Annotated in this window: 22 protein-coding genes; 19 read left to right on the top strand and 3 right to left on the bottom strand. The window is 47.0% G+C overall.

What is annotated here, in order from left to right; translation table 11 throughout:
• Positions 1–68: 68 nt before the first annotated feature.
• From gyrA to H3V14_RS09835, 13 genes are all read left to right on the top strand, one after another.
• A complete protein-coding gene (gene gyrA / locus H3V14_RS09895) occupies positions 69–2,786 on the top strand; it encodes a DNA gyrase subunit A (protein WP_198228386.1) in 2,718 nt (905 codons plus the stop codon).
• A 40-nt stretch (positions 2,787–2,826) separates the two neighbouring features.
• Positions 2,827–3,321 (top strand): pantetheine-phosphate adenylyltransferase, encoded by a 495-nt coding sequence (gene coaD, locus H3V14_RS09890; RefSeq protein ID WP_198228316.1) that lies wholly within the window; start codon positions 2,827–2,829, stop codon positions 3,319–3,321.
• 13 nt (positions 3,322–3,334) lie between these two features.
• Positions 3,335–3,916 (top strand): peptidylprolyl isomerase, encoded by a 582-nt coding sequence (locus H3V14_RS09885; RefSeq protein ID WP_246785143.1) that lies wholly within the window; start codon positions 3,335–3,337, stop codon positions 3,914–3,916.
• 10 nt (positions 3,917–3,926) lie between these two features.
• Positions 3,927–4,439: a peptidylprolyl isomerase gene (locus H3V14_RS09880; RefSeq protein WP_198228314.1), complete on the top strand. Its 513-nt coding sequence runs from the start codon at positions 3,927–3,929 to the stop codon at positions 4,437–4,439.
• A 963-nt stretch (positions 4,440–5,402) separates the two neighbouring features.
• The gene (gene queA / locus H3V14_RS09875) at positions 5,403–6,479 is read left to right on the top strand and encodes a tRNA preQ1(34) S-adenosylmethionine ribosyltransferase-isomerase QueA (protein WP_198228312.1); all 1,077 of its coding nucleotides are present in this window, start codon (positions 5,403–5,405) and stop codon (positions 6,477–6,479) included.
• Positions 6,480–6,484: 5 nt separating this feature from the next.
• The gene (gene tgt / locus H3V14_RS09870; protein ID WP_198228310.1) at positions 6,485–7,612 is read left to right on the top strand and encodes a tRNA guanosine(34) transglycosylase Tgt; all 1,128 of its coding nucleotides are present in this window, start codon (positions 6,485–6,487) and stop codon (positions 7,610–7,612) included.
• A 68-nt stretch (positions 7,613–7,680) separates the two neighbouring features.
• Positions 7,681–8,667, top strand: a complete 987-nt coding sequence (locus H3V14_RS09865) for an LLM class flavin-dependent oxidoreductase (protein ID WP_198228308.1) — start codon at positions 7,681–7,683, stop codon at positions 8,665–8,667.
• Between the two features lie 505 nt (positions 8,668–9,172).
• On the top strand, positions 9,173–10,627 hold the full coding sequence (locus H3V14_RS09860; protein WP_198228382.1) for a cobyric acid synthase: 1,455 nt from the start codon (positions 9,173–9,175) through the stop codon (positions 10,625–10,627).
• Positions 10,628–10,891: 264 nt separating this feature from the next.
• Positions 10,892–11,404: a bifunctional adenosylcobinamide kinase/adenosylcobinamide-phosphate guanylyltransferase gene (cobU, locus tag H3V14_RS09855; RefSeq protein ID WP_198228306.1), complete on the top strand. Its 513-nt coding sequence runs from the start codon at positions 10,892–10,894 to the stop codon at positions 11,402–11,404.
• 5 nt (positions 11,405–11,409) lie between these two features.
• Positions 11,410–12,477, top strand: coding sequence for a cobalamin biosynthesis protein CobW (gene cobW, locus H3V14_RS09850; RefSeq protein ID WP_198228304.1), 1,068 nt, complete (start codon positions 11,410–11,412; stop codon positions 12,475–12,477).
• On the top strand, positions 12,477–16,226 hold the full coding sequence (gene cobN / locus H3V14_RS09845; protein WP_198228302.1) for a cobaltochelatase subunit CobN: 3,750 nt from the start codon (positions 12,477–12,479) through the stop codon (positions 16,224–16,226). Before cobW ends, cobN begins: the two co-directional genes overlap by 1 nt.
• Complete coding sequence (cobO, locus tag H3V14_RS09840; protein WP_198228300.1) at positions 16,205–16,831, top strand: cob(I)yrinic acid a,c-diamide adenosyltransferase; 627 nt, start codon at positions 16,205–16,207, stop codon at positions 16,829–16,831. Before cobN ends, cobO begins: the two co-directional genes overlap by 22 nt.
• Positions 16,831–17,259 carry an EamA family transporter gene (locus tag H3V14_RS09835; RefSeq protein WP_198228298.1) on the top strand — a complete coding sequence of 143 codons (429 nt, stop codon included), beginning with the start codon at positions 16,831–16,833 and terminating at the stop codon, positions 17,257–17,259. Before cobO ends, H3V14_RS09835 begins: the two co-directional genes overlap by 1 nt.
• A gap of 104 nt (positions 17,260–17,363) precedes the next feature.
• Here the strand turns inward: H3V14_RS09835 and H3V14_RS09830 are convergent, their stop codons facing one another.
• Positions 17,364–18,152 (bottom strand): TSUP family transporter, encoded by a 789-nt coding sequence (locus tag H3V14_RS09830; RefSeq protein WP_198228296.1) that lies wholly within the window; start codon positions 18,150–18,152, stop codon positions 17,364–17,366.
• A 159-nt stretch (positions 18,153–18,311) separates the two neighbouring features.
• Between H3V14_RS09830 and H3V14_RS09825 the strand changes: the two genes are divergently transcribed.
• Genes H3V14_RS09825 through cobM form a run of 3 tightly spaced genes read left to right on the top strand, consistent with a single transcriptional unit; the run spans position 18,312 to position 19,911 of the window.
• Positions 18,312–18,749, top strand: a complete 438-nt coding sequence (locus tag H3V14_RS09825) for a TerB family tellurite resistance protein (protein WP_077992443.1) — start codon at positions 18,312–18,314, stop codon at positions 18,747–18,749.
• Between the two features lie 14 nt (positions 18,750–18,763).
• The gene (locus H3V14_RS09820; protein WP_198228294.1) at positions 18,764–19,150 is read left to right on the top strand and encodes a cobalamin biosynthesis protein; all 387 of its coding nucleotides are present in this window, start codon (positions 18,764–18,766) and stop codon (positions 19,148–19,150) included.
• Positions 19,147–19,911, top strand: a complete 765-nt coding sequence (gene cobM / locus H3V14_RS09815) for a precorrin-4 C(11)-methyltransferase (protein WP_198228292.1) — start codon at positions 19,147–19,149, stop codon at positions 19,909–19,911. Before H3V14_RS09820 ends, cobM begins: the two co-directional genes overlap by 4 nt.
• Here cobM and H3V14_RS09810 read toward each other — a convergent pair.
• Together H3V14_RS09810 and H3V14_RS09805 are read right to left on the bottom strand one after the other, a co-directional pair.
• Positions 19,847–20,626, bottom strand: coding sequence for a cobalt-precorrin-6A reductase (locus tag H3V14_RS09810; RefSeq protein WP_198228290.1), 780 nt, complete (start codon positions 20,624–20,626; stop codon positions 19,847–19,849). The two genes, cobM and H3V14_RS09810, sit on opposite strands and share 65 nt — an antisense overlap.
• Entirely contained in the window at positions 20,613–21,716 is a 1,104-nt protein-coding gene (locus H3V14_RS09805; protein WP_198228288.1) for a cobalt-precorrin-5B (C(1))-methyltransferase, read from the bottom strand. Before H3V14_RS09805 ends, H3V14_RS09810 begins: the two co-directional genes overlap by 14 nt.
• Positions 21,717–21,833: 117 nt before the next feature.
• Between H3V14_RS09805 and cobA the strand changes: the two genes are divergently transcribed.
• The 3 genes from cobA to H3V14_RS09790 all read left to right on the top strand — a co-directional run bounded on the left by cobA (position 21,834) and on the right by H3V14_RS09790 (position 25,399).
• Positions 21,834–22,643, top strand: a complete 810-nt coding sequence (cobA, locus tag H3V14_RS09800) for a uroporphyrinogen-III C-methyltransferase (protein ID WP_198228286.1) — start codon at positions 21,834–21,836, stop codon at positions 22,641–22,643.
• On the top strand, positions 22,640–23,938 hold the full coding sequence (locus H3V14_RS09795; RefSeq protein WP_198228284.1) for a cobyrinate a,c-diamide synthase: 1,299 nt from the start codon (positions 22,640–22,642) through the stop codon (positions 23,936–23,938). Before cobA ends, H3V14_RS09795 begins: the two co-directional genes overlap by 4 nt.
• A 237-nt stretch (positions 23,939–24,175) precedes the next feature.
• On the top strand, positions 24,176–25,399 hold the full coding sequence (locus H3V14_RS09790) for an MFS transporter (protein WP_198228282.1): 1,224 nt from the start codon (positions 24,176–24,178) through the stop codon (positions 25,397–25,399).

Raw genomic sequence — 25,399 nt, 5'->3', positions numbered from 1 at the left:
ACGATCAAATTATACCACCAGATTCAGGAAATCCGAACGGTATTGAACCGGTCAATATTGTAGAGGAAATGGAGCGCTCCTACCTCGATTACGCCATGAGCGTGATTGTATCGCGTGCGTTGCCTGATGTTCGTGATGGTATGAAACCGGTCCATCGACGCATTCTCTATGCAATGAACCAGATGGGGCTTTCTTATAACAAGCCTTATCGCAAATCTGCCGGTGTTGTCGGCGAGGTGATGGGTAAATTCCACCCTCATGGCGATTCGTCGATTTATGATGCGCTGGTCCGTATGGCGCAGGATTTTTCGCTGCGCGTTCCGCTTATTGACGGGCAGGGGAACTTCGGTTCGATTGATGGTGATCCGCCGGCAGCTATGCGTTATACCGAATGCCGGTTGGAAAAAGTTTCCGATAGTCTGCTTTATGACATCGACAAAGAAACGGTCGATTTTCAGGATAACTATGATGGCCGTGAGCAGGAACCGATAGTTCTTCCGGCACGGTTCCCGAACCTTTTGGTGAATGGTTCTGGTGGTATTGCGGTCGGCATGGCCACCAATATTCCGCCGCACAATCTTGGTGAAATTGTCGATGGTTGTGTCGCTCTCATTGATAATCCGGCCATAACGCTCGACGAAATGCTCAAGATCATACCGGGGCCGGATTTTCCGACCGGCGGGATCATCCTCGGGCGCGCCGGTATACGTTCGGCCTATGAAACCGGACGTGGCTCGCTCATTATGCGTGCCAAGGTTGAAGTTGAAGATATCCGTAATGACCGGCAGGCCATCGTTGTTACCGAAATTCCCTATCAGGTGAATAAAGCGACGATGGTCGAAAAAATTGCCGAGCTTGTACGCGAAAAACGTATTGAAGGCATTTCGGATTTACGCGATGAATCCGATCGGGAAGGCTATCGCGTTGTGATCGAGCTGAAGCGCGATGCCGTTGCCGATGTTGTATTGAACCAGCTTTACCGCTACACACCTTTGCAAACCTCGTTCGGCTGCAATATGGTTGCGTTAAATGGCGGTAAGCCTGAACAAATGACACTCCTTGACATGCTCAAGGCGTTCGTCCTGTTCCGTGAAGAAGTTGTTACACGGCGTACCAAGTTTTTGCTGCGTAAAGCACGTGAACGTGCCCATGTTTTGGTCGGTCTGGCAATTGCTGTTGCCAATATCGACGAAGTCATCCAGCTTATTCGTAATGCACCGGACCCGCAAACCGCACGTGACCAGTTGATGACACGTCGCTGGCCGGCTGCGGAAGTCCGCCATCTTATTGAATTGATTGATGACCCCCGTCACATTATTCATGAGGATAACACCTATAATCTTTCGGAAGAGCAGGCGCGTGCTATTCTTGATTTGCGCTTGCAACGCCTGACAGCTTTGGGGCGCGACGAGATTGCCGACGAGCTCAATAAAATTGGTGCTGAAATTACCGATTATCTCGATATTCTGGGTTCTCGTTTGCGCGTCTTGACGATTGTCAAAGACGAATTGATGGCTGTTCGCAATGAATTTGCCACACCTCGTCTTACGTCATTCGGCTCCGGTGGTGCCGAAATGGATGACGAAGACCTCATTGCACGTGAAGAAATGGTCGTCACTGTAAGCCATAGCGGCTATATCAAGCGCGTTCCGCTCAATACTTATCGGGCGCAACATCGCGGTGGTAAGGGCCGCTCCGGCATGACAACAAAAGACGAGGATTTTGTAACCCGTCTGTTTGTTGCCAATACGCATGCACCGGTTCTGTTCTTCTCTTCGCGCGGTATTGTTTACAAAGAAAAAGTGTGGCGGTTGCCGGTCGGTACGCCCCAATCGCGTGGTAAAGCGCTCATTAATCTTCTGCCGTTGCAGCAGGGTGAACGCATCACCACAATCATGCCATTGCCGGAGGATGAAGAAAGCTGGAGCGAACTTGATGTCATGTTTGCAACAACGCGTGGTACTGTGCGGCGAAACAAGCTTTCCGACTTTGTACAGGTCAATCGCAACGGTAAAATTGCGATGAAATTCGACGATGATGAAGATGAAATTCTGTCTGTCGATACCTGTACGGAAAATGATGATGTGGTTCTCACCACTGCCGATGGTCAATGTATCCGTTTTGCCGTTTCCGATGTTCGTGTCTTTGCCGGTAGAAATTCCATTGGCGTGCGCGGTATCAATCTCGGTGAAGGTGATAAAGTCATTTCAATGGCTATTCTGGAGCACGTCGAGGCAACACCAGCCGAACGGTCGGCTTATCTCAAACGCGCCGTTGCCGAACGCCGTGCAGCCGGTAACGATAGCGATGATGTGACAATCAGTGACGAGGAAGAAGCAACAGGCGATGCCGATCTTAGCGACGTACGTTATAATGAGTTGTCTCAACATGAACAGATGCTGTTGACAGTAAGTGAGTTCGGTTATGGCAAACGTTCTTCATCCTACGAATTCAGAATTTCCGGTCGTGGTGGCAAAGGAATAAGAGCCACAGATCCTTCAAAGACGGCCGAAATCGGCAAGCTGGTTGCGGCTTTCCCCGTTGAGGAAAGTGATCAGATCATGCTTGTTTCGGATGGAGGAAAACTCATCCGCGTTCCGGTGGCAGGAATTCGCATTGCAGGACGTTCGACAAAAGGTGTCACGATTTTCGATACAGCCAAAAACGAAAAAGTTGTTTCGGTTGAACGTATCTCTGAATCGGAAGACGATAGTGACGTTGACGAAACTGTGGCGAATGATGACAACGGTTCATCAGACAATTCTGATACGCAAACGGATGATTGAATAATCAGGTCATATCAGGATGGCTGACGGGAGGTGAAAGATGAAAGTAGCAATTTTTGCTGGTTCGTTTGATCCGATTACCAATGGCCATCTTGACGTTTTGCGGGGTGCCTTTGGAGTAGCTGACAAGGTTGTTGTTGCCATTGGCATCCACCCGAGTAAAGCCCCGCTTTTTACGTTTGAAGAACGTAAGAAACTGATTGAAACGGTCGCGAAGACTGTTCTGAGAGACACAGAAAAGCGTTTGGAAGTTATTTCCTTCGACAATTTGCTGGTTAATACAGCACGTGAGATCGGCGCAAATTTTATCATACGTGGTTTGCGGGATGGAACCGATTTTAACTATGAAATGCAGCTTGCCGGCATGAATAGGGCGTTGGCACCCGGAATACAGACATTGTTCTTGCCGGCAGCTGATGCGGTTCGGTCAATTTCCGCTACTCTTGTGCGGCAAATTGCATTGATGGGTGGTGATGTTTCGCCCTTTGTTCCTGAAAATGTGGCATCTGCATTGATAAAAAAATTCAAATTATAAATGGAGAAAAACTTTGGTTCGTAAACTTTTAGGCGTTATGGCCGTTCTGTTTGCACTTTTTTCGCTTGGGTCCGTAGCTTTTGCCGCCGGTGGAGAAAATCTTATCTTAACATTGAAAGATGGTGATGTCACAATCCGGTTGCGGCCTGATCTTGCTCCCAAGCATGTCGCACAAATCGAGAAGCTCACCAAAGAAGGTGCTTATGATAATGTTGTCTTCCATCGGGTTATTCCGGGCTTTATGGCACAGACAGGCGATGTAAAATTCGGCAAAAAAGGCAGCCCCGAATTCAATATTCGTCGTGCCGGCATGGGTGGGTCACAATATCCCGACCTTGCAGCGGAATTTTCTAAAGTACCATTCAAACGCGGCACAGTCGGTATGGCACGTTCGCAAGACCCGAATTCGGCCAATTCACAGTTTTTCATCTGTTTTGATGATGCGTCTTTTCTCAACGGCCAGTACACGGTTGTTGGTGAAGTTGTAAAAGGCATGGATGTCGTTGATAAAATTAAAAAAGGTCGTGCCGATAATAATGGTTCGGTTGCTGATCCGGACGTCATTGTGAAAGCACGTATTGAAGCTACAAAATAAAGGAAAAGAAATGGCTGAAATTAAAGATCCGGAAAATACGTTGATTTTGGAAACGACAAAGGGTGATGTGGTTATAGAATTATTGCCCGACGTTGCACCCGAACATGTCAAAAGAATTAAAGAGTTAACCCGCGAAGGCGCTTATGACAATGTGGTTTTTCACCGTGTGATCGACGGCTTTATGGCACAGACAGGCGATGTCGAATTTGGCAAAAAAGGCGGCAAGAAGTTCAGCGCAGCGCGCGCAGGCATGGGCGGATCCGACAAGCCCGATCTTAAAGCCGAATTTTCCAATGTGCCACATAAACGCGGTACGGCCTCTATGGCACGCAGTCAAAATCCGAATTCGGCAAACTCCCAGTTTTTTATCTGTTTTGAGGATGCTCCGTGGCTCAATCGTCAATATACGGTTTGGGGACAGGTCATTGAAGGCATGGAAAATGTCGACAAGCTCAAAAAAGGCGAGCCTGTCAGCGATCCTGATAGCATCGTCAAAGCAACAATTGCTGCTGATAAAAAATAATTTTCAGAGTTGACACAGTTGTTCGGAAGCTTTGATTTATGAGACTTGAAAAAGGTGTTCTGGTAAAATTCGGAACACCTTTTGTCTTTTTAAAACTTGAAATTCCGGCAGATGGCGGTTGGTGCTCATTCTAAAAATAGAGCGATATAATCTTCGTAAAATGATTCATGTTTTATCTTTAACACTTTGAATTTTAATGTATAAATATTTTTATTGATATTATTTATATCGTTCGGTTCACTCTTGAATAATATATTTGGCATCGGGAATGATCGGAGTAACAGCCACCAAAAAGCTTGATTATGAAAGTGATTAAGCGCCTCGCTTAAAACGCGATTTCCATTATTTTTCTTATATAAAATATGCTGATATTCGTTCGGTTTCTCGCAAGAAAAACTTCGTAATAATGTGACGGGAAAATAATAGGCTTCAATGCATTTCCAGATGTTTTCCGAAAGCCCCTGCCACTAATCATTTTAATCGGAAATTGACGTAAGATTACCGACAGATCGTCGAACTGTCCATTGGATGTTTTTGATCGAAACAGTTGATGGAAAACACGATTTCTAGCCCGAAAAATCGTGTTATATCCGCATTCCTTTTTTGAAGATACTCTGTGGCAAATGGCAGAATTAATCGCCGAAAACCGCTTCACACTTTTCAGAAAATAGGTTTTTTGTTGCGTATTTTTGATTCCGAAAACCGCTTCACACTTTTCGGAAAATAGGTTTTTTGTTGCGTATTTTTGATTCCGAAAACCGCTTCACACTTTTCGGAAAATGCGTTTTTAGTGGCGCATTTTTAATCCCGAAAACCGCTTCACACTTTTCGGAAAATGCTTTAGTAAAAAACCATTACCAAGTATCCTTGGCAAGGCCTCCATAAAGGTTGGTCCTTTGGTCTGATATAACAGTGCGACAAGCATTATCCGCTTGTCCGATTTATGAATGTGCGTGCGCTCTTATGCAAGTTGATCTTTTTGATTTCGAGTTACCTGAAAAACAAATCGCTTTGCGTCCGGCTGTGCCGCGGGAAAGTGCCCGTCTCTTACATGTCGGAAAAGGTGGAAGTCTCGAAGATTTACATGTGCGTGATTTACCCTCGCTTCTCAGAAAAGGCGATGCACTGGTTTTCAATGACACCAAGGTTATAAAAGCCCAACTTCAGGGGGAACGGCGGCGCGATGCAGCCATTGCCCATATTGGTGCAACACTTCATAAACGCGTAAGCCCTAACGAGTGGCTTGCTTTTGTTCGTCCGGCAAAACGTTTAAAAATTGGCGAAACAATTGTTTTCAACAAGCAGGATAGAAGTCTTAACGATGATGACAAGCTTGTTGCCACGGTTCGCGAAAAGGGCGAAAACGGCGAAATGCTGTTGGAATTTGATAAATCGGGTGCCGAGCTTGATCGTGAAATCGCGCTTATTGGCCATATGCCCTTACCACCTTATATTGCATTGAAACGGGGCGAGGACAAGCGTGACGAAACCGATTACCAGACCGTTTATGCACGCGAAGAAGGGGCCGTCGCGGCGCCGACTGCCGGTCTTCATTTTACCAAGGATTTGATGCAACAGATCAAAGATCGGGGTGTCGACGAATATTTTGTAACGCTCCATGTCGGTGCAGGCACTTTTTTGCCCGTCAAGGTCGACGATACAAAAGATCATAAAATGCATTCCGAAATTGGCCATATAGACCAACAAACGGCAGATGCATTGATGGATGTGAAAAGACGTGGCAACAGGGTGATTGCTGTTGGGACAACGGCGATGCGACTTCTGGAAAGTGCTGCGGATGAAAACGGGCAGCTTGATGCATGGGCGGGTTCAACCGATATTTTTATAACACCGGGTTATCATTTCCGGTTTGTCGATTGCCTGATGACAAATTTCCACTTGCCGCGCTCGACATTATTCATGCTCGTGTCGGCTTTTAGCGGGCTTGATGAAATGAAACACGCCTATCAACACGCTATTGAAACAGGCTATCGTTTTTATTCTTATGGCGACACAAGTTTTCTGGAACGAAAAGATTAGGAACAATGAGCGAAACCTTCACCTTCAAAAAAATTACTGAAGATGGTCACGCGCGGCGTGGCGAAATTACTATGCCGCGTGGCAAAGTCCGCACACCTGCTTTTATGCCGGTAGGAACCGCCGGTTCGGTGAAGGCAATGTATATGGAGCAGGTTGAAGAGCTTGGTGCCGATATTATACTCGGCAATACCTATCATTTGATGTTGCGTCCCGGTGCCGAACGTATTGCACGGCTCGGCGGCCTTCATGTTTTTGCACGTTGGCCGAAGCCCATTTTGACCGACTCCGGCGGTTTTCAGGTTATGTCGTTAGCTGGGCTTAGAAAATTGACCGAAAAGGGCGTGACTTTCCAATCGCATATTGATGGCGCGCGTTATGAGCTGACGCCGGAACGGTCAATCGAAATACAATGCCTTCTTGATTCCGACATCCAAATGCAGCTCGACCAATGTGTTGCCTTGCCTGCCTCATTCAAAGAAATGGAAAAGGCAATGGAGCTGTCTTTACGTTGGGCAGAACGTTGCAAAACGGCTTTCGGGAACCAGCCGGGCAAGGCGATGTTCGGCATCGTTCAGGGTGGGGATAATGCAGATTTGCGGGAACGGTCGGCAAATGCTTTGAAAGATCTCGATTTGAAAGGCTATTCCATTGGCGGCCTGGCGGTAGGTGAGCCGCAAAATGTTATGATGGATATGCTTGATGTGACCTGTTCGATTCTGCCGGAAGATAAGCCGCGTTATCTGATGGGGGTTGGCACACCTGATGATATTTTGAAGAGTGTGGCACATGGCGTTGATATGTTCGATTGTGTCATGCCGACAAGGGCAGGCCGACATGGTTTGGCGTTCACCAGATTTGGTAAAATCAATTTGAGAAATGCAAAACATGCCGAAGACCCGCGCCCGTTAGATCCCCAATCTCCCTGTCCGGCTGCACGGGATTATAGCCGTGCTTATCTTCACCATCTCGTAAAAGCGGGTGAACCGTTGGCCGGAATGGTGATTACGTGGAACAATCTCGCTTTTTATCAGCAATTGATGCAAGGCATAAGAGACGCGATCGAAGCACATCGTTATGCCGATTTCGTAGCCGAAGTCACAGAAGAGTGGAATAGGGGCGATAGTGGGGATTGATTTAAAAAAGCCGCGCTTGATTGAATTTCACTCGTTGTATTCATTTTCAGAGTTCCTATATTTAAAAAATGAAAATATCTGTCCTTGATCTATGTCCCGTGCCTGAGGGAAGTTCGGTTGCTCAGGCGTTAAAAAATTCCATAGCTCTTGCCAAACATGTGGATGAGCTAGGATTTCCTCGTATTTGGTACGCTGAACATCACAATATGACCGGCATTGCAAGCGCTGCAACGGCGGTTGTAATGGGGCAGATTCTTGCCTCGACCAATAAAATCGTTGTCGGTGCGGGCGGCGTTATGCTTCCCAACCATTCGCCTCTGGTCATCGCCGAACAATTCGGCACCCTTGAAGCACTCTACCCGAAAAGGGTTGAACTCGGATTAGGGCGCGCCCCGGGTACTGACCAGATGACAGCCAGAGCCTTGAGACGTTCGCTTGATAGCAACCCGAACGATTATCCGCGCGATGTTGTCGAATTGCTTGACTATTTTAAAGATGCCGAGCCTCAGCAACAATTGCGGGCAGTTCCGGGGGCAGGTTTGCATGTACCGGTCTGGATTTTGGGGTCGAGCCTTTATGGGGCGCAGCTTGCGGCAGTTTTGGGCTTGCCCTATTCATTTGCCTCGCATTTTGCACCGGCCGAGCTTTATCGCGCACTCAAAGTCTATCGCGATAATTTCCAGCCTTCGGAATATCTTGATAAGCCCGTTGCAATGGTTGCAGCAAATGTTGTGGTTGCTGAAACGGATGACGAAGCAAAGTTTCTATTTTCTTCCCAACAACAATCCTTTGTAAATTTAAGGACGGGGCGCGCCGGTCCATTACCAAAACCCGTTATGAATTATGTTGATAATCTGCCTTTCAATCACCGCTTGGTGCTTGAGCAATCGTTGTCCTGCTCTGTCGTTGGCTCATCTGAAACAGTCGAGCAAGGACTGAAAAAACTGATAGCCGATACGAATGCAGACGAGCTGATTGTTACGAGCCCGATTTGGGATAATAAAAAACGCATGGATTCATTCACACTTCTCGCTCGTATCATCAAGAACCTTTGAAATTCGGACAAGTCTTTTGTCGATCGGATAGCAAGCGGTGATAAACATTGGGCTTTGAAAAAAATATCGGCTTAATACCATTTTTAAAGAGCATCGCTTGCTGTTAAGCAGTTGACACCTAGTGGGGAGTGGAAATGTGTTCGGCAGAGCGGCTTGCAACAAGCGACTTTTTAAAAAGTGTGAAGGAATTTTAAAAAGTGTGGAAGGTTAACCAAGACTTGTTTCAATAGTCGCGAATAGGGGCTAAAAAACGTAAAACTGCGCAACCGGAGACCGGTTAACGCAGTTTTATCTTTACGCATATTCCGGACGATACTCATACACATGTCCGGAATTACACCTCTGGTACGCACTACCTGATCCAGAGAGAAACAAGTTGTTTTTGTTTCTGGAGCCTTTGTAGTTGAACAATGTTAATCACGGGTTAGCGAATACTTAATGAAGTATGAAAATCGCTATTTTTTTGAAAAAATTGCGGTTTTTTTATCGATAGAGGGTGATTGATTTGGCACGTGCATTGATGTTTCAAGGAACAGGTTCCGACGTCGGAAAAACAGTTCTTGTTGCCGGCTTTTGCCGTTTGGCCTCCCGCAAGGGCATCAAGGTAATGCCGTTCAAACCGCAAAATATGTCGAACAATGCCGCTGTTGCCGATGATGGCGGCGAGATCGGGCGCGGTCAATGGCTGCAAGCATTTGCGTCAAATGAAAAACCGTCCGTTCATATGAATCCGGTTTTATTGAAACCGCAAAGTTCTACCGGTTCCCAAATCATTGTACAGGGTAAGCTTTCCGGTTTTAAAAAAGGTGCCGATTATCAAGAAATGAAGGGGGAACTTCTAGATCGGGTAATGGAATCTTTTGCCCGATTGAAGGAGAGATGCGATTTGGTGCTGGTGGAGGGGGCGGGTTCACCGGCAGAAATCAATTTGCGCCATGGTGATATTGCCAATATGGGATTTGCGCGAAGCGCCGATGTGCCGGTCGTATTGATTGGTGACATTGACCGCGGTGGTGTAATCGCTTCACTTGTCGGCACAGCAACAATTCTTGATTGCGAAGACCGCGCAATGGTCTGCGGTTATCTCATTAATAAATTTCGTGGGTGTTTGAGCCTTTTTGATGACGGAATCAACGCTATCCGGAATTTTACCGGCTGGCCTTGTCTCGGTGTAATCCCGTGGCTTGAAGGGGCAAGCCTTTTACCTTCTGAAGATTCTATGGCACTCGAACATAGGGAGCCAACAAAACATGGCAAAGTAAAAATAGCTGTACCGATTTTACCCCATATTGCCAATTTTGATGATCTCGACCCGTTAGCACACGAAAGTGATGTTGAAATTATCTTTGTCCGGAAGGGTGAATGTTTTCCGACCGATAGCGATGTTATTATCCTTCCCGGTTCCAAATCGACCATAGCGGATATGATTATTCTTCGTGAGCGTAAGTGGGATGAGGAGATTATCGCACACGCCAAAAAAGGCGGTATGGTTATCGGCATTTGCGGCGGCTTCCAGATTCTGGGCAGGAAAATTTTGGATCCCGATTCTCTGGAAGGAAATGTTAGCGAAATAGACGCGCTTGGCCTTCTTGATATGGTAACAAAAATCGGGGAACGAAAACTTACACGTAATAGTAATGCTATTCATCTTGCAAGCGGACTTCGTCTCACAGGCTATGAAATCCATATGGGCAAAAGCTTTGGTCCTGATTGTCGCCATGCACCTTTAAAAATAAACAATGTCGAAGACGGTGCGGCCTCGTCCGATGGAAAGATTTGGGGAACCTATCTCCATGGTTTGTTTTCGGCAGATGCTTTCCGTCGTTATTTTATCGGAAGTTTGGGTGCAAAGCCCGATAAGTCCGGACATTTTGAAAAAATTGATAATGCGCTCGATAAAATTGCCGACGAGTTGGAAAAGGCTGTCGACATAAACGCGCTTTTTCGGCTTGCACGATAAAGTTTAAGCAGCTATCTCTAAGAAAGCCGGTTTTTTGCAAAAGAAGTTGCGAAAAATAAACTGGACTTTCAGGAAGTGGACCCAATTCGGGCATTTCATTCAAGCCGGTCAGTCAAATTATTGTATTTAAGAATGGGCTAGAAATCCGGTTCCGGTTTGTGTTCTCATCATTCAAGAACTCAGATTGTGTATCAAAGGCATGAAGCCGGTTTTCAGCTTTCTTTGTAAAGTGATGAATGTCTATTCCGTAAGTGGAGAAGATTTTTGGCAAAGAGCACATTGATTCTTGGCGGTACGCGTTCGGGAAAGTCGGTTTTTGCCGAAAATTATGTGTTATCTGCCAATAAAGTGCCGGTCTATCTCGCAACGGCAGAAATTTTCAATGAAGAGATGAAAAAACGGGTCGACATGCATCGCTCACGCCGCAAGTCCGGCTGGATCAATGTTGAAGAACCGATTGATATTATGGGCGAGATCGCAAAACATAATAGTGAACAAAAGATCATCCTTATTGATTGTCTCAGCGTTTGGCTTGGTAATTTATTGGAGCATCACAGGAACGTTGAAACAGAAATAGCAAAGCTTGTTGATGGTCTTGCAGGACTTAAGGTAGAAACGGTTTTTGTTTCGAGCGAGGTAGGGCTCGGCATTGTGCCGGACAACAAGCTTGCGCGAGAATTCAGTGATTATGCCGGTCTCATGAATCAGAAAATTGCAAATATAGCAGAAACGGTGTTTTTTGTTGCGGCTGGTCTGCCGCTTAAATTGAAAGGCTAAGTTTGATGTCGGAACAAAAATTTTTACAGAGCAAAATCCCAACCACCGTCATAACCGGATTTTTGGGTTCCGGAAAAACCACAATGATCAGGCATTTATTGGAAAATGCAAAAGGCAAACGTATTGCTCTTATCATTAACGAATTTGGCGAACTTGGTGTGGATGGCGGTTTGCTCAAAGGCTGCGGTCTTGATAATTGCCATGATGATGATCTCATTGAACTCAATAATGGCTGCATCTGTTGTACGGTTGCCGAAGAATTCATTCCGACTATGACGAAACTGCTTGAGCGCGAGGATAGACCCGATCATATTGTGATTGAAACATCCGGTTTGGCACTTCCCCAGCCGCTTGTTGCAGCCTTCAATTGGCCCGAGATCAAAACGCAGGTGACCGTTGACGGAGTGATTACCGTGATTGACGCTCCGGCGGTGGCCGAAGGCCGGTTTGCGGATGATATTGACAAAATCAATGCCGAACGTGCCGAAGATAGTTCGATTACTCATGAAAGCCCGCTTGAAGAATTGTTTGAAGATCAAATTCATGCGGCTGATCTTATCGTCCTTAACAAGGTTGATCTTATCGACGAGGATAAGCTCGAGAATGTGCGCAATATCATTTCAAGCCATAGTGACAGAGTTCCGCAAATGGTCACGTCGAGTTTTGGCAGTATCGGAACCGATCTTATATTGGGGCTTGGCGTCGGTACCGAGAGCGATATTGAAAACCGCAAATCCCACCATGAAATGAACCATGCGAAAGGCGTTCCACATAACCACGACGAATTCAAAAGCTTTGTCGTTAACGCACCATCCATCCATGATCCCAAGGCATTAATCGAACGGTTGAAAACGATCATCGAAGAAAATGATATTTTGCGGCTCAAAGGCTTTGTCAATGTGGTTGGAAAACCGATGCGCCTTGTTGTTCAAGCTGTCGGTCAGCGGATTGATTCCTATTTTGATCGCCCCTGGCAAAAAAACGAAGAGCATAAAAGCCATCTTGTTGTTATCGGCCTTCACGAAATCGACGAGGGGAAGGTGCGCAAAACTATTGAAGCGCTTGATGTCTGATGCATTTGCTTCTTGCCCAGAAGGGAACCATAGCCGAACAGGATAAGGCGATTGATCTTGGACAGTCGCCTGCCGATGTTATTTTTCTTTCGGCGGCTGACACCGAATTGGCCAGCCTTTCGGTTGCAAAAGCCGCATTGAAGAAAACAACGTCTTCGCTGAGGCTTGTCAATTTGCTTTCGCTTTCTCATCCCATGTCGGTTGACACCTATGTCGAAAAAACCGCGTCATATGCGAAATTGATTGTGTTGCGCGTGATAGGTGGCGAAAGTTACTGGCCTTATGGGTTGCAAGTTCTCCACTCGCTGGCACTCGAAAAGAAGATCAAACTGGTGGTTTTACCTGGTGACGATAAAGTAGACGAAAATTTGCAAAAATTTTCTACTGTTGCCGAAGAGGATTGCCACAATCTTTGGCACTATCTCATTGAAGCAAGTGCGCAAAATATGCGCTCCTTTCTTGAATATTGCGATTATTTGCTCGGCCGCCACGAAAAGCCCGTCGAAGCGATACCCTTGATGAAGGCCGGCCTTTGGTCGCCGGATGACCCGCCGTTAACTGTTGATGATCTCATTAAACGTCACAATGCCACCCATAAACCGGTGGTGGCTATCTGCTTTTATCGCGCATTGGTGCAGAGCGGGCAAACAGCGAGCGTGGAAGCTCTTATTGACGCTCTTGAAAAACGCGGCTTAATCGCGCTGCCAATTTTTGTTTCAAGTCTTAAAGACGAATTGAGCGTTGCAATTGTCGATTCAATTTTTGACCGGCTTCCTCCCGATATTGTTTTAAATGCTACGGGCTTTGCCGTTTCAAACGGGCATATGGGACGAAAACCCACTGTCCTCGAAAAGCGCGGTGCAATGGTTTTGCAGGTGGTTTTTGCCGGAAGTAGCAAAGAACAGTGGGAAAAAGACGGGCGTGGCTTAACTGCCCGTGACCTTGCCATGAATGTTGCGCTTCCGGAAGTCGATGGGCGTGTATTCACCCGCGCTGTGTCTTTCAAATCGGCAGTGGAATATGATGACGAGACAGAATGTAATGTTGTCGTCCATAAACCTTTGAAAGATCGGGTCGACTTTGTTGCAGAGCTCACAAAAAACTGGGTAAGACTGCGCAACAAGAAGCCGGAAGAGCGCCATGTTGCCATTGTCATGGCCAATTATCCGGGTGGCGATGGTCGCTTGGGGCACGGTGTCGGGCTTGATACACCGGCAGCCATGATTGTGACTCTCAAAGCCATGAAAAGCCAAGGCTATGAGATTGAAAATATTCCGGAAAATGGCAATGAGCTCATGCGGTTGATGATTGAAGGTCCAACCAATGAAGGAGTAAAGGGGAGGCTCGTCCGGACAGCACTTTCTTTGAGTCTTTACAAGAAGTTCTTTCAATCGCTTGATAAAAAGATTCAAGATGAAGTGACTGCACGTTGGGGTGCGCCGGAAGACGATGCCTATGTGGTTGACAACGGATTGGCCTTGCCGGTTTTAATGTTGGGGGAAACGGTTGTCGGATTACAGCCGGAACGCGCATTCGGTATGGATGCAAAGCAAGTCTACCACGCCCCCGATATTGTTCCTACCCATCATTACCTTGCGTTTTATTTCTGGCTCCGGTTTGTTTATAAAGCCGATGCCATCATTCATATGGGTAAACATGGAAATCTTGAATGGCTTCCGGGAAAAGCTTTGGCACTCTCGAACCATTGCTATCCTGAAATAGCTCTTGGATCGATGCCGCACATCTACCCGTTTATTGTCAACGACCCCGGTGAAGGGACACAGGCAAAACGACGCTCTTCGGCCGTTATCATCGACCATCTGACCCCGCCTTTGACGCGCGCGGAAAGTTATGGCCCGTTAAAAGATCTGGAAGGCCTTGTTGATGAATATTACGAGGCGTCGGGCGTTGACCCGCGTCGTCTCGTAAAGCTCAAAGGCGAAATACTTGATCTGGTGAGGCTTACCGGTCTCAATCATGATGCCGGAATTGAAGACCATGATAGCGATGATCTGGCACTTGAGAAACTTGATGCCTTTTTGTGCGATCTTAAAGAATTGCAAATCAGGGACGGGCTACATATTTTTGGCAAAGCCCCTTCCGGCGAACAATTGGAAAATCTCCTTGTTGCAACGGCGCGTGTGCCTCGCGGCGAGGGGGAAAATGGCAGTTTACACCGCGCTATAGCCGATGATCTTGGCCTTGCTTTTGACCCGCTTGATTGTGTTTTTTCCGAAAAGTGGCAAGGTAAAAAGCCTGAAATATTGAAGGGTATGACCGATAGCCTATGGCGCACCAATGGTGACACGGTTGAACGGATCGAGCTTCTGGCGCTGGCGCTGGTTTCCGGAAAGATTACCCTTCCTCCGAAGTTCAAGAAAACAGCGCCAATTCTTAAAAATATTGCAGAAACATTGCGGCCATTGATTTTAAGTTGCGGCAAGGCGGAAATTGACGGGCTTTTAACCGCTCTTGACGGGCACTTTGTCGAGCCGGGGCCATCCGGTGCCCCGACACGCGGCCGGCCGGATGTATTTCCGACAGGGCGCAACTTTTTTTCGGTCGATACAAGAGCTGTGCCCACACAATCGGCTTGGCAATTGGGTAAAAAATCGGCCGAGCTTCTCATTATCCGCTATGTGCAGGATCACGGTGATTGGCCGAAGGCTTTTGGCCTTACTGCTTGGGGAACTGCCAATATGCGTACCGGTGGCGATGATATTGCGCAGGCTCTGGCACTTATCGGTGTGAAACCTTTGTGGGATGCGGCATCCCGCCGTGTAACCGGTGTTGAAGTTATTCCGGTAGCAGTTCTCGGGCGGCCACGTGTTGATGTGACATTAAGGATTTCCGGTTTCTTCCGCGATGCATTTCCCGAACAGATAGCCTTGTTCGATCAGGCGGTGCGTATCGTTGCCTCGCTTGACGAGGAGGAAGAGGATAATCCGCTTCATGCGCATTATTTGAAAGACGTAAAAACGCTCACAGAAACCGGAAAGAGCACAAAAGAGGCGGAAAGAGAAGCCGGTTTTCGTGTTTTCGGCGCTCGTCCGGGTGTTTATGGAACCGGCGTTCAGGAGCTTCTCGACAAGGGCGAATGGAATGACCGTAACGATCTTGGTAAAGCATGGATTGCCCATTCTTCTTTTGCTTACGGTAAGGAAGACGGTGTTGCTGCACAAAATATGCTTGAAAACCGGCTTCATCATATCAATGCCGTTGTCCAAAATCAGGATAATCGCGAACATGATCTTCTCGATTCCGGTGAATATTATGCCTTTGAAGGGGGAATGGCTTCGGCAGTTGCCGATAAGCAGGGGTCTTTTCCGAAAGTCTATCACAATGATATGTCGCGCCCCGAACGGCCGATGATAAAAACATTGCAGGAAGAAATCGGGCGGACACTCCGCGGGCGGGCCGTTAATCCGAAATGGATAACAGGGGTTATGCGACACGGCTTTAAAGGTGCGGTCGAAATGGCTGCAACTGTCGACTATCTCTTTGCTTTTTCGGCTACAACAAATGCCGTATCCAACGAACAATTCGAGGCGATTTATACTGCCTATATCGACGATGAAACCGTGCGGAATTTTTTAATCGGAAACAATCCTGCAGCTTTAAGAGAAATGGCACATAAACTTGAACAGGCGATCCGGAGAGAGCTATGGAAACCGCGCTCCAATTCTGCTTTGTTTGAACTGGAAGAACTACAGAAAGGCTCGATAAGATGGACGCCAAGGAAAAGCTGACGGAAGCGGAATTGAATGCCCGTCATGCCGAAAAAATGAAAAAGAAAGAGGCCGCGCGCAAAAAAATAGAAGCCGGTAAAACCAAGGAAAAAGGTCTTCTCATTGTTCATACGGGCAAGGGCAAAGGCAAGACAACAGCCGCTTTCGGTATGGTTTTTCGGGCTCTCGGCCAGAATATGAAGGTTGGAGTGGTGCAGTTTGTCAAGGGATTAAGGCAAACCGGAGAGCGTACCGCACTTGAAAAATTTGGCGATCAGGTGCGCGTTTATGCCCATGGTGAAGGCTTCACATGGGAAACGCAAGATCGTGAAAAAGACATTGCCGAAGCGCGAAAAGCGTGGGACATTGCCAAAGATATGATCCTCGACGACACGACCGATATGGTGCTTTGTGACGAGCTGAATATCGTATTGCGCTATGATTATTTACCTTTGGAAGAAGTGCTTGACGTATTATCCAAGCGACCTTTCATGAAACATGTTATCATCACCGGTCGCAATGCACGAAATGAATTGATTGAAGCTGCCGATCTGGTAACAGAAATGGAATTGGTCAAACATCCGTTCCGTTCTGGCATAAAAGGACAGAAGGGGATTGAATTCTGATGACCGCAACATGGCAGTTCTGGGCATTTCTTTCAGCAATTTTTGCGGCTTTAACAGCGATTTTTGCAAAAGTCGGCATAAGCGGTATCAATTCCGATTTCGCCACTTTGATAAGAACAATTGTTATTATTGCCGCATTATGTCTGTTTTTGAGCATCACCGGACAATGGCAACGTCCGGGAGCCATTCCGACGAAATCCTGGGTTTTCCTTGTTTTATCAGGACTTGCCACGGGTGCTTCATGGCTCGCCTATTTCCGCGCTCTGCAATTGGGAGATGCTTCCCATGTTGCCCCGATAGACAAATTGTCGGTTATTTTTGTTGCCATTTTCGGCGTTACTTTTCTTGGTGAAAAACTGACAGCCATCAACTGGACCGGCGTCGTCCTGATCGGCGCGGGCGTTATTTTGCTGGCATTAAAATTTTAGAAGAGCATAATTGTTCAATTTTTAAAGCCGGTTTGGCAGCTTTGTGCGAACCGGTTTTTCTTTTAAGCTCTATTCCGGTATCTTAATGGACGGGCTTTTATCACTCAAAGGTTCAGCCATTGCCGCAACGGATTGTCATGGGCTTGTAAGAGTTTATAGGCAAGAATAACGCACACGATGACCAATAGCGGTTTTATGAGCTTGGCACCGGTTTTCATGGCAACGCGGGCCCCCATTTGCGCACCGATGAATTGGGCAATTCCCATAGCAATGCCGATTTTTAAATTGATCGAGCCCATGACAGCAAAGGTTAAAAAACCGCCGAGATTGGATGAAAAGTTCAACAGTTTTGTATGGGCTGTTGCTTTGAGAATTCCAAAGCCTGACAAAGAAACAAAGGCCAGCATATAGAAAGAACCGGCACCCGGACCAAATATGCCGTCGTAAAAGCCGACAAGTGGTGCCATAGTCAGTGAAAAGATGATTGGTCGCATCCGCTCCTGTTTATCAATATCGTTGAGGTTCGGCTTTAACGCAAAATAACAGGCGACAATAATGAGCAGAACGGGCAGGAATGCCTGAAATAATTTGACAGGAATAAGGGTTGCAACCAATGCGCCGATAATGCTTCCGATAAACGCCATGGCGGCCTGAAGGATTTGTTTCCGGATATTGACTTGTCCACCACGGGCATAGGCGACCATTGCAGAAAATGAGCCGAAAAGCCCTTGCAACTTGTTTGTGCCCAATGTTTCGACTGGCGGAAGGCCCGAAAGCATCAGGGCAGGGATGGTGATAAGGCCACCGCCACCGGCAATCGAATCTATAAAACCGGCAAGCAAACCGGCAAAAATCAAAATCAGGACAGTCGGGTCAAAAAGGAATTCCAGCATTGGCGAATACTACCTGAACAGAATAGAATAAGGAATAATAGAATAATTTCGATAAAGAAACGTCAAACGTTGCATTCATGCACTTGTGTTTTTTGTGCAATATTGGCAAGCTCTGCTTTTAGTTCAGCTCTCCTAACGTGGCAAGAAGCGGAGTTTCGCATGTTTGACAGCATAGCAAATTATTTTTCCCGTCATAATTCGGTTCGTAAAGTGGCCGAAAATCCGGCAACAGCGGCCGAGCTTCTCTTGCTCATCCATTTGGGCTTTGCCGACGGCAAACATACGCCAAGCGAAACAGCCGCTTTTTCAAAAATTGCCGAACAACAATTCGGTGTATCTCCCGATGCTTTGCCGGATGTCATCCAATATCTTTATGATTATGGCTATGAAACCACAACCGGGCAGGCTGCGGCTCTCTTTGGTGAATTGGCACCGGATCGGCGTATTGCACTTATCGAAAATTTGATGACAATTGCCGCTGCCGATAATCATGTCGATGCTGATGAAGTTGCGCTCATCCATCGGATAGCAGCCATTCTCGGTGTCCCTTCACAAGAGGTGGAACGGATTTATAACACTGTCAAAGAACGCGCTTGAAGGCAAAACCGGATATGGTCAACAGAAGTGCTATGCCGGTTTTTGTGGGCATAGGCATTTCATCATCTGCCACGACGGGCGACATGGAAAAGGCTCTCGAAACTCTCGAAAAATGGAATATTGCGGCTTTTTCAACACTTGAAGGTAAAGAATCCAACGGTCTTATTTTAAGCGCTTTGCAACGTTTTGCTGTTCCTCTCGTTACATTTTCGTCTGAAGAGTTGGAGACAATGACTTGCTTTCTGAAGAACCCTTCCGATATTGTTTTTCAATATACGGGCTGCCATGGAGTTGCGGAAGCTGCAGCTTTGGCGGCTTCAGGTAAAGGTGGTATTTTGCTCGTTGAAAAGACAAAAATTGGTGGGCTTACCATTGCGGTGGCAGGACAGAAGGAAGAATGACAGTATATTTTATTGGCGCAGGTCCGGGGGCATATGATCTCATTACACTGCGCGGGCTCAATCTCATAAAACGTTGTCCGGTCTGCCTTTATGCCGGCTCGCTTCTTTCGGAAGAATTGATTGCCGAAATTCCTCATGAAGCGCGACGCGTCAATACCGGCCATCTTGATCTTGATGCCATCGTCGAAGAGTTTGTCAAAGCGGAAAAAGAAGGAAAGGATGTTGCAAGGCTTCATTCCGGCGACCCTTCGATCTATAGCGCAATTGCCGAACAGATGGCAGCGCTCGACAAGCTAGCGATCAATTACGAGGTGGTACCGGGGGTTGCTTCCTATGCGGCGGCAGCGGCAGCCATGAAGCAGGAATTGACACTTCCAAAGCTAAACCAGTCGGTCATTTTGACACGAACATCGGTTAATTCTTCACCAATGCCGGAACTTGAGACATTGTCAAATCTCGGAAAAGCAAAAGCGACAATGGCAATTCATCTATCGGCAAAAAATATTGTCGCAATCCAGAAAGAATTATTGCCGATTTACGGGGCCGATTGCCCCGTCATTGTTGCCTATCATGTAAGCTGGCCGGACGAAAAAATCATTTCAGGCACGCTTGCCGATATTCATGAAAAGATAGCGCAAGAAAAAATAGAAAAGACCGCGATCATCTTTGTCGGGAAAGCGCTGCGGCCGGAAAAGCTTAGCCGTTCGTCTCTTTATGCTTTTCCGCACGGTCCGCTTGGCAAAATGTCCTCACCAAGTTGATAACATCTTTTTCCGTGTTCAATGTGACGACATCGGGCAGGGGCTTTCTGGTTATCATAATCACCGGAAGGCCGAGTTTGCGTGCAGCCTCCAACTTTGGAAAAGAGGCGGAACCTCCGGAATTTCTGCACACGAGACAATCAAAACGATGGTTGACGAGAAAGTCATATTCTTCTTTTTCATTTTCCGGTTTACCAAGCACAATTTCTATATTGGCTTCAGAAACAAAATTTTCCGGTTTCTCGACCATACGCGCGACAAATGACACATCTTTACGCACCAGAAATTCATTGACGTGTTGGCGCCCTATCGCAAGGAAGCAGCGGCTATTTAAAGGAATAGCGGCAACGGCTTCAGCAATATTATTCACCGTTTGCCACTTGTCTTCTTTCCCCGCTTGCCAGAGCGGACGCTCGAACCGGATATAGTCGATCTTTTCTGCGCGTGCTGCCCGCCAGGCATGATCGGTCATAGTTTCGGCAAAAGGATGGGTTGCGTCAACAATAAGCCCTATATTTTCCTTTTTGATTGTATCGATAAGCCCGTCAATGCCGCCAAACCCGCCAATGCGATACCGCCCTGCGGGAATTTTCGGATGCGATGTACGGCCAGCGAGAGACGAAAGAACAGGATAGTCCTCTTCGGCAAATTTTTCTGCAAGAGCATAGGCTTCGCTGGTGCCACCCAATAATAAAACTGTCCTACCTTCTCGCAAGAATATTTCCCTTTCTATCGGTCACAATGATTTCGACAGCAACCGGCGCATCCCTTAGTGTTTCTTCAGCGACATGTTTTGCCTGAAGCGCAATAGGGGTAGCAATATTAATTCCTTCTTTTGTAGCAATATCAAGCACTTCTTTCGCAGTGTTCGCATTTTCGATGAAGTTCTTGAGAGATTGGTTCAAGCCGGCATTCTTTGCAACGTTCCACAAATATGTCTTGTCGACTTGAGAGCGGGAAGAATGAAGGTCCATTTCGCCTTGCGCGAGTTTTGTCAGTTTTGCAAAACCACCGGCAATTGTCAGTTTATCAATCGGGTGGTGACGCAAATATTTTAACACAGCACCGACAAAGTCCCCCATATCCAATATGGCATAGTCAGGAAGGTGATAGATTGCCTGTGCCGCATCTTCCGAAGTTGCTCCGGTTGCACCAAGAACATGGCTTGCCCCTTCTGCACGAGCGACATCAATACCGCTATGAATAGAATGGATCCATGCCGAGCATGAGAACGGGTGAACAATACCGGTTGTACCGAGAATGGAGATGCCGCCCAGAATGCCAAGGCGCGGATTCCATGTTTTGAGCGCGATATTTTCGCCATCCGGTACCGAAATTGTAATGACGAGATCTTGCGGAAAAGAATATTTGTCACAAATTTCCTTGCAAACCTCGCTCATCATGCGGCGTGGAACGGGGTTGATGGCCGCTTCTCCGACATCAAGCGGCAAACCCGGTCTTGTAACAGTTCCAACACCTTTTCCGGCTTTGAATATAATTCCGCTGTTTGGAGAGGCTGGGGTGACAGTTGCAATAATGGTCGCCTTGTCGGTCACATCGGGATCATCACCTGCATCTTTGATAATTCCCGCTGTCGCCTGATTTTCTCCAAGACTTTTGAGAGAAAGCGCAAATTGCGGCATTTGCCCCCTTGGCAATCTTATCTCCACAGGATCGGGAAACTCACCGGTAATGAGAGCGGTGAGCGCTGCCTTGGTGGCAGCGGTTGCGCAGGCGCCTGTTGTCCAGCCCAAGCGAAGGGGGCCTTCCGGTTTGCGTTTCAATGTGCTTTGCAAGTCTGCCATTTTGACAATATTTCTTGAAAATTAAACGTTTACAGTGGTTGGAAACTGCACAATAGATAACACATATAATGCATTGATTCTTGTTTTGTATAGATTTTACCATCAAAAGGACCCGAAATGACGGCAGATTTGCCTTTCAAATTGCCACAGTTCATTGCCGGGCATGTGTGGTTGGTGGGCGCGGGGCCGGGTGACCCCGGACTTCTTACTCTCCATTGTGTCAATGCACTCAAACAGGCAGACCATATCCTTTATGATGCGTTGGTCGATCATTCGTGCCTTGAGCTCGCAAAACAAGGCGCAATTTTAGAATTTGCCGGAAAACGCGGTGGCAAACCCTCGCTTAAACAGCAGGAAATCACCGACCGCATGATTTGCCTTGCCAGAGAAGGAAAACGGGTTTTGCGTTTGAAAGGCGGCGATCCTTTTGTGTTCGGCCGTGGTGGTGAAGAGGCGCTTGCCTTGATAGACGCCCATATTCCCTTTCGCGTTTTTCCTGGAATAACAGCTGGAATAGCAGGCCCGGCCTATGCAGGCATTCCGGTTACGCATCGCTCCGTCAATCACAGTGTATTGTTTTTAACCGGTCACGATGCTGACGGTACAGTGCCAAAGTCTTTTGACTGGAAAGCAATTTCCCGCGCCGCACCGGTTCTCGTGTTTTATATGGCGATGAAACACATTGATGAAATTGCCGATGACCTCATTAAAGGGGGGCGCAAGAATGATGAGCCGGTTATGTTTATCACACATGCGACAACCTCCAATCAGCGGATTTATAAAACCGAACTTGATCATATAAAACAAACAATCAAAGAACATGACATCGAACCGCCAACAATTGTTGTCGTTGGTAAAGTTGTTTCTCTTTCCGATAAACTTGCTCCAAATATTGTTAGAGACGAATTGGATAACAGATCATTATGAATGGCTTTATGGTGAGCGCTGCCAATTCGGGAGCCGGTAAAACTGTTATCACTCTGGCATTAATGCGAGCCCTGAAAGAAATGGGATTAGCCGTTGCTCCCCGAAAAGCGGGGCCGGACTTTATTGATCCCGCGTTTCATAAAGCGGCAACAGGCGAGGATAGCTACAATCTCGATTGTTGGGCAATGCGCGACGCGCTCATAAGAAATATCAATTTTACCGACACTTCGGAGCAGAAGTTTTTTGTTGTCGAAGGCATGATGGGGCTTTATGACGGTGCCATTAACGGCAAGGGGTCGTCTGCCGAACTTGGCCGTTTGTTGGATTTGCCGGTATTTTTTGTCGTTGATGTAACAAGCCAATCACATTCGGTCGCGGCACTTGTCAAAGGTTTTGCCGAATTTATGCCGGGATTGCGCTTTGCCGGCATTATCCTGAATAAAATCGGGAGCCCCCGACACGAAGCCATGCTTCGCGCGGCCTTGCGACCGCTTGATATTCCGGTGGTTGGCGCCGTTTACCGGAATAAGGCGCTGACACTCCCCTCACGTCATTTGGGACTGGTTCAAGCTTCGGAACGAACAGATCTTCATGCTTTCATTGGAAAAGCGGCAGAAATCATAAAGGAAAGCGTTGATCTTGAGGCGATGATCACATTATCGACTTCAAATCGTGTGAAAGTTGATAGTGCCACGATTGATTATATCCCGCCACTTGGACAACGCATTGCGGTGAGCCGTGATGATGCTTTCCGCTTTTCTTATCCACATCTGCTTGATGGCTGGAGAAAAGCCGGTGCCGAAATCATGTTCTTTTCGCCTTTGGCGAATGAAGTGCCGGATAAAGAGTGTGATAGTGTTTATTTATGTGGTGGTTATCCCGAACTTTTTGCCGGAAAACTGGCAGCAGCAGAAAAGTTCAAAGAAGCCATGACCAATATAGCAAAAGCCGGAAAAACCGTTTATGGCGAATGCGGTGGTTATATGACCTTGGGGGAAACATTGGAAGATAGCGAAGGGGTTAAACACCCGATGCTTGGTCTGTTGCCATTGAATACCAGCTTCAAACAGAAGAAACTGCATTTAGGCTATCGCCGATTGGTTCCTGAAGGAGAGTTTTTTGGAAAAACCCGCTTTCGAGGGCATGAATTCCATTATGCTTCGATTATAGACGAAAAAGTCGATAAACCACTTTTTAAAGCCTATGATGCGCTTGACAATTCTGTAGGTACAAGCGGAATGAGAATAAACAATGTTGCCGGCTCTTTTATTCATTTGATAGATATTGAAGGTTGAAAAAATATCCTACACGCGTAAAGAAAATGCGGCGTAACTGTTTGATGTGTTTTCGAGTAAATTTACTAAAAACTCTGTCATTGCGACTTTTTATCAGAAGATGAGGAGAGGCAATGATGCTGGAAACAAACTGCCGTGAACACATTGAATTTGGAAGATATTTTCTTGCACCAATGTGATGTGAAATGGCAAACCGGATATTTGAAACAATCGCATTAAGGGATTCGTCCGTTAATTATGAAATATGAAATTGATAAGCTCAATGTTGCTTCCGCAGTTAACGCAAGAACACGCCGTATCAGCATACTTGCTCTTGCTGTCGGTGCCTTTGCAATTGGTACATCAGAATTTGTTTCAATGGGGTTGCAACCGGAAATGGCCAAAAGTTCGGGAGTCGATATACCGACTGCGGGTCAGTATATTTCAGCCTATGCGATGGGGGTTGTTGTCGGTGCACCGGTTCTGGCTGTAGCAACTGCAAAATTTCCACGGAAATATGTTCTGATTGCTTTGATGCTGTTTTATGCCTTTGCCAATATTGCCAGTGCCTGTGTGACGAGCTTTCACGCGCTGGTCGGCTTGCGATTTATGAGCGGTTTGCCGCATGGCATCTATTTCGGTGTTGCCTCTATTGCCGCTTCTTCCATGGTGGAGATGAAAAATCGCCCCAAGGCGATCGGGGCGGTGATGTTGGGGTTGACAATTGCGACAGTTGTCGGCGCACCTTTTGCAACCTGGCTCGGTCAGCAACTTGGATGGCAAATGGCTTTTGTGCTGGTCGGCAGCATCGGTGCGCTTTGTGCTATTTTGGTGTTTTTCTTTCTACCCAGTTTGCCGACCGCATTGGGGACAAGTCCCCTTACCGAGCTTAGCGCTTTAAAAGAAAAGCAGGTCTGGTTCATGCTGGCAATGGTAGCCATTGGCACAGCCGGCCTCTTTGCTGTCTTCAGCTACATCAAATCGACTTTGACTGTCGTTTCCGGTGTTTCTATCGGCTGGGTGCCGTTTATCATGCCGCTTATCGGTCTTGGTATGGTAACAGGCAACATCTTCGGACCAAAAATAGCGGTAAAAATTGGTCCGATGAAGATGATATTTTATGCAATGCTGTGGAGCACAATTACATTCTTTCTGTTTTTCTTCCTCTGTCATTCCGGCATTACGGCTGCGATCGGCTGTTTTCTCATCGGTACATCATTTGCCAGTATGCCGTCAGTCCAGGCACGAGTGATGGATGTCGCAGCCAATGCCCAGACACTTGCCGGAGCACTGATGCAATCGGCCTATAATGTTGCCAATGCTTTGGGTGCTGAATCGGGTGCAGAAATCTTGCGGCTAGGTTTCGGTTATCAGGATACGGCGATTTTGGGCGGATGCCTTACCTTTTGCGGCGTGTTGATCTTTGCAGCATCGTGGTACGTCGATAAGCATGATCAGGCTAAAGCATCAAAACAGGTGTGA

The organism is Bartonella sp. W8151, assembly GCF_016100385.1.
Lineage (GTDB): Bacteria > Pseudomonadota > Alphaproteobacteria > Rhizobiales > Rhizobiaceae > Bartonella > Bartonella apis.
The sequence above is the reverse complement of the archived record's forward strand: the minus strand, read 5'-3'. Positions and strand labels throughout refer to the sequence as shown.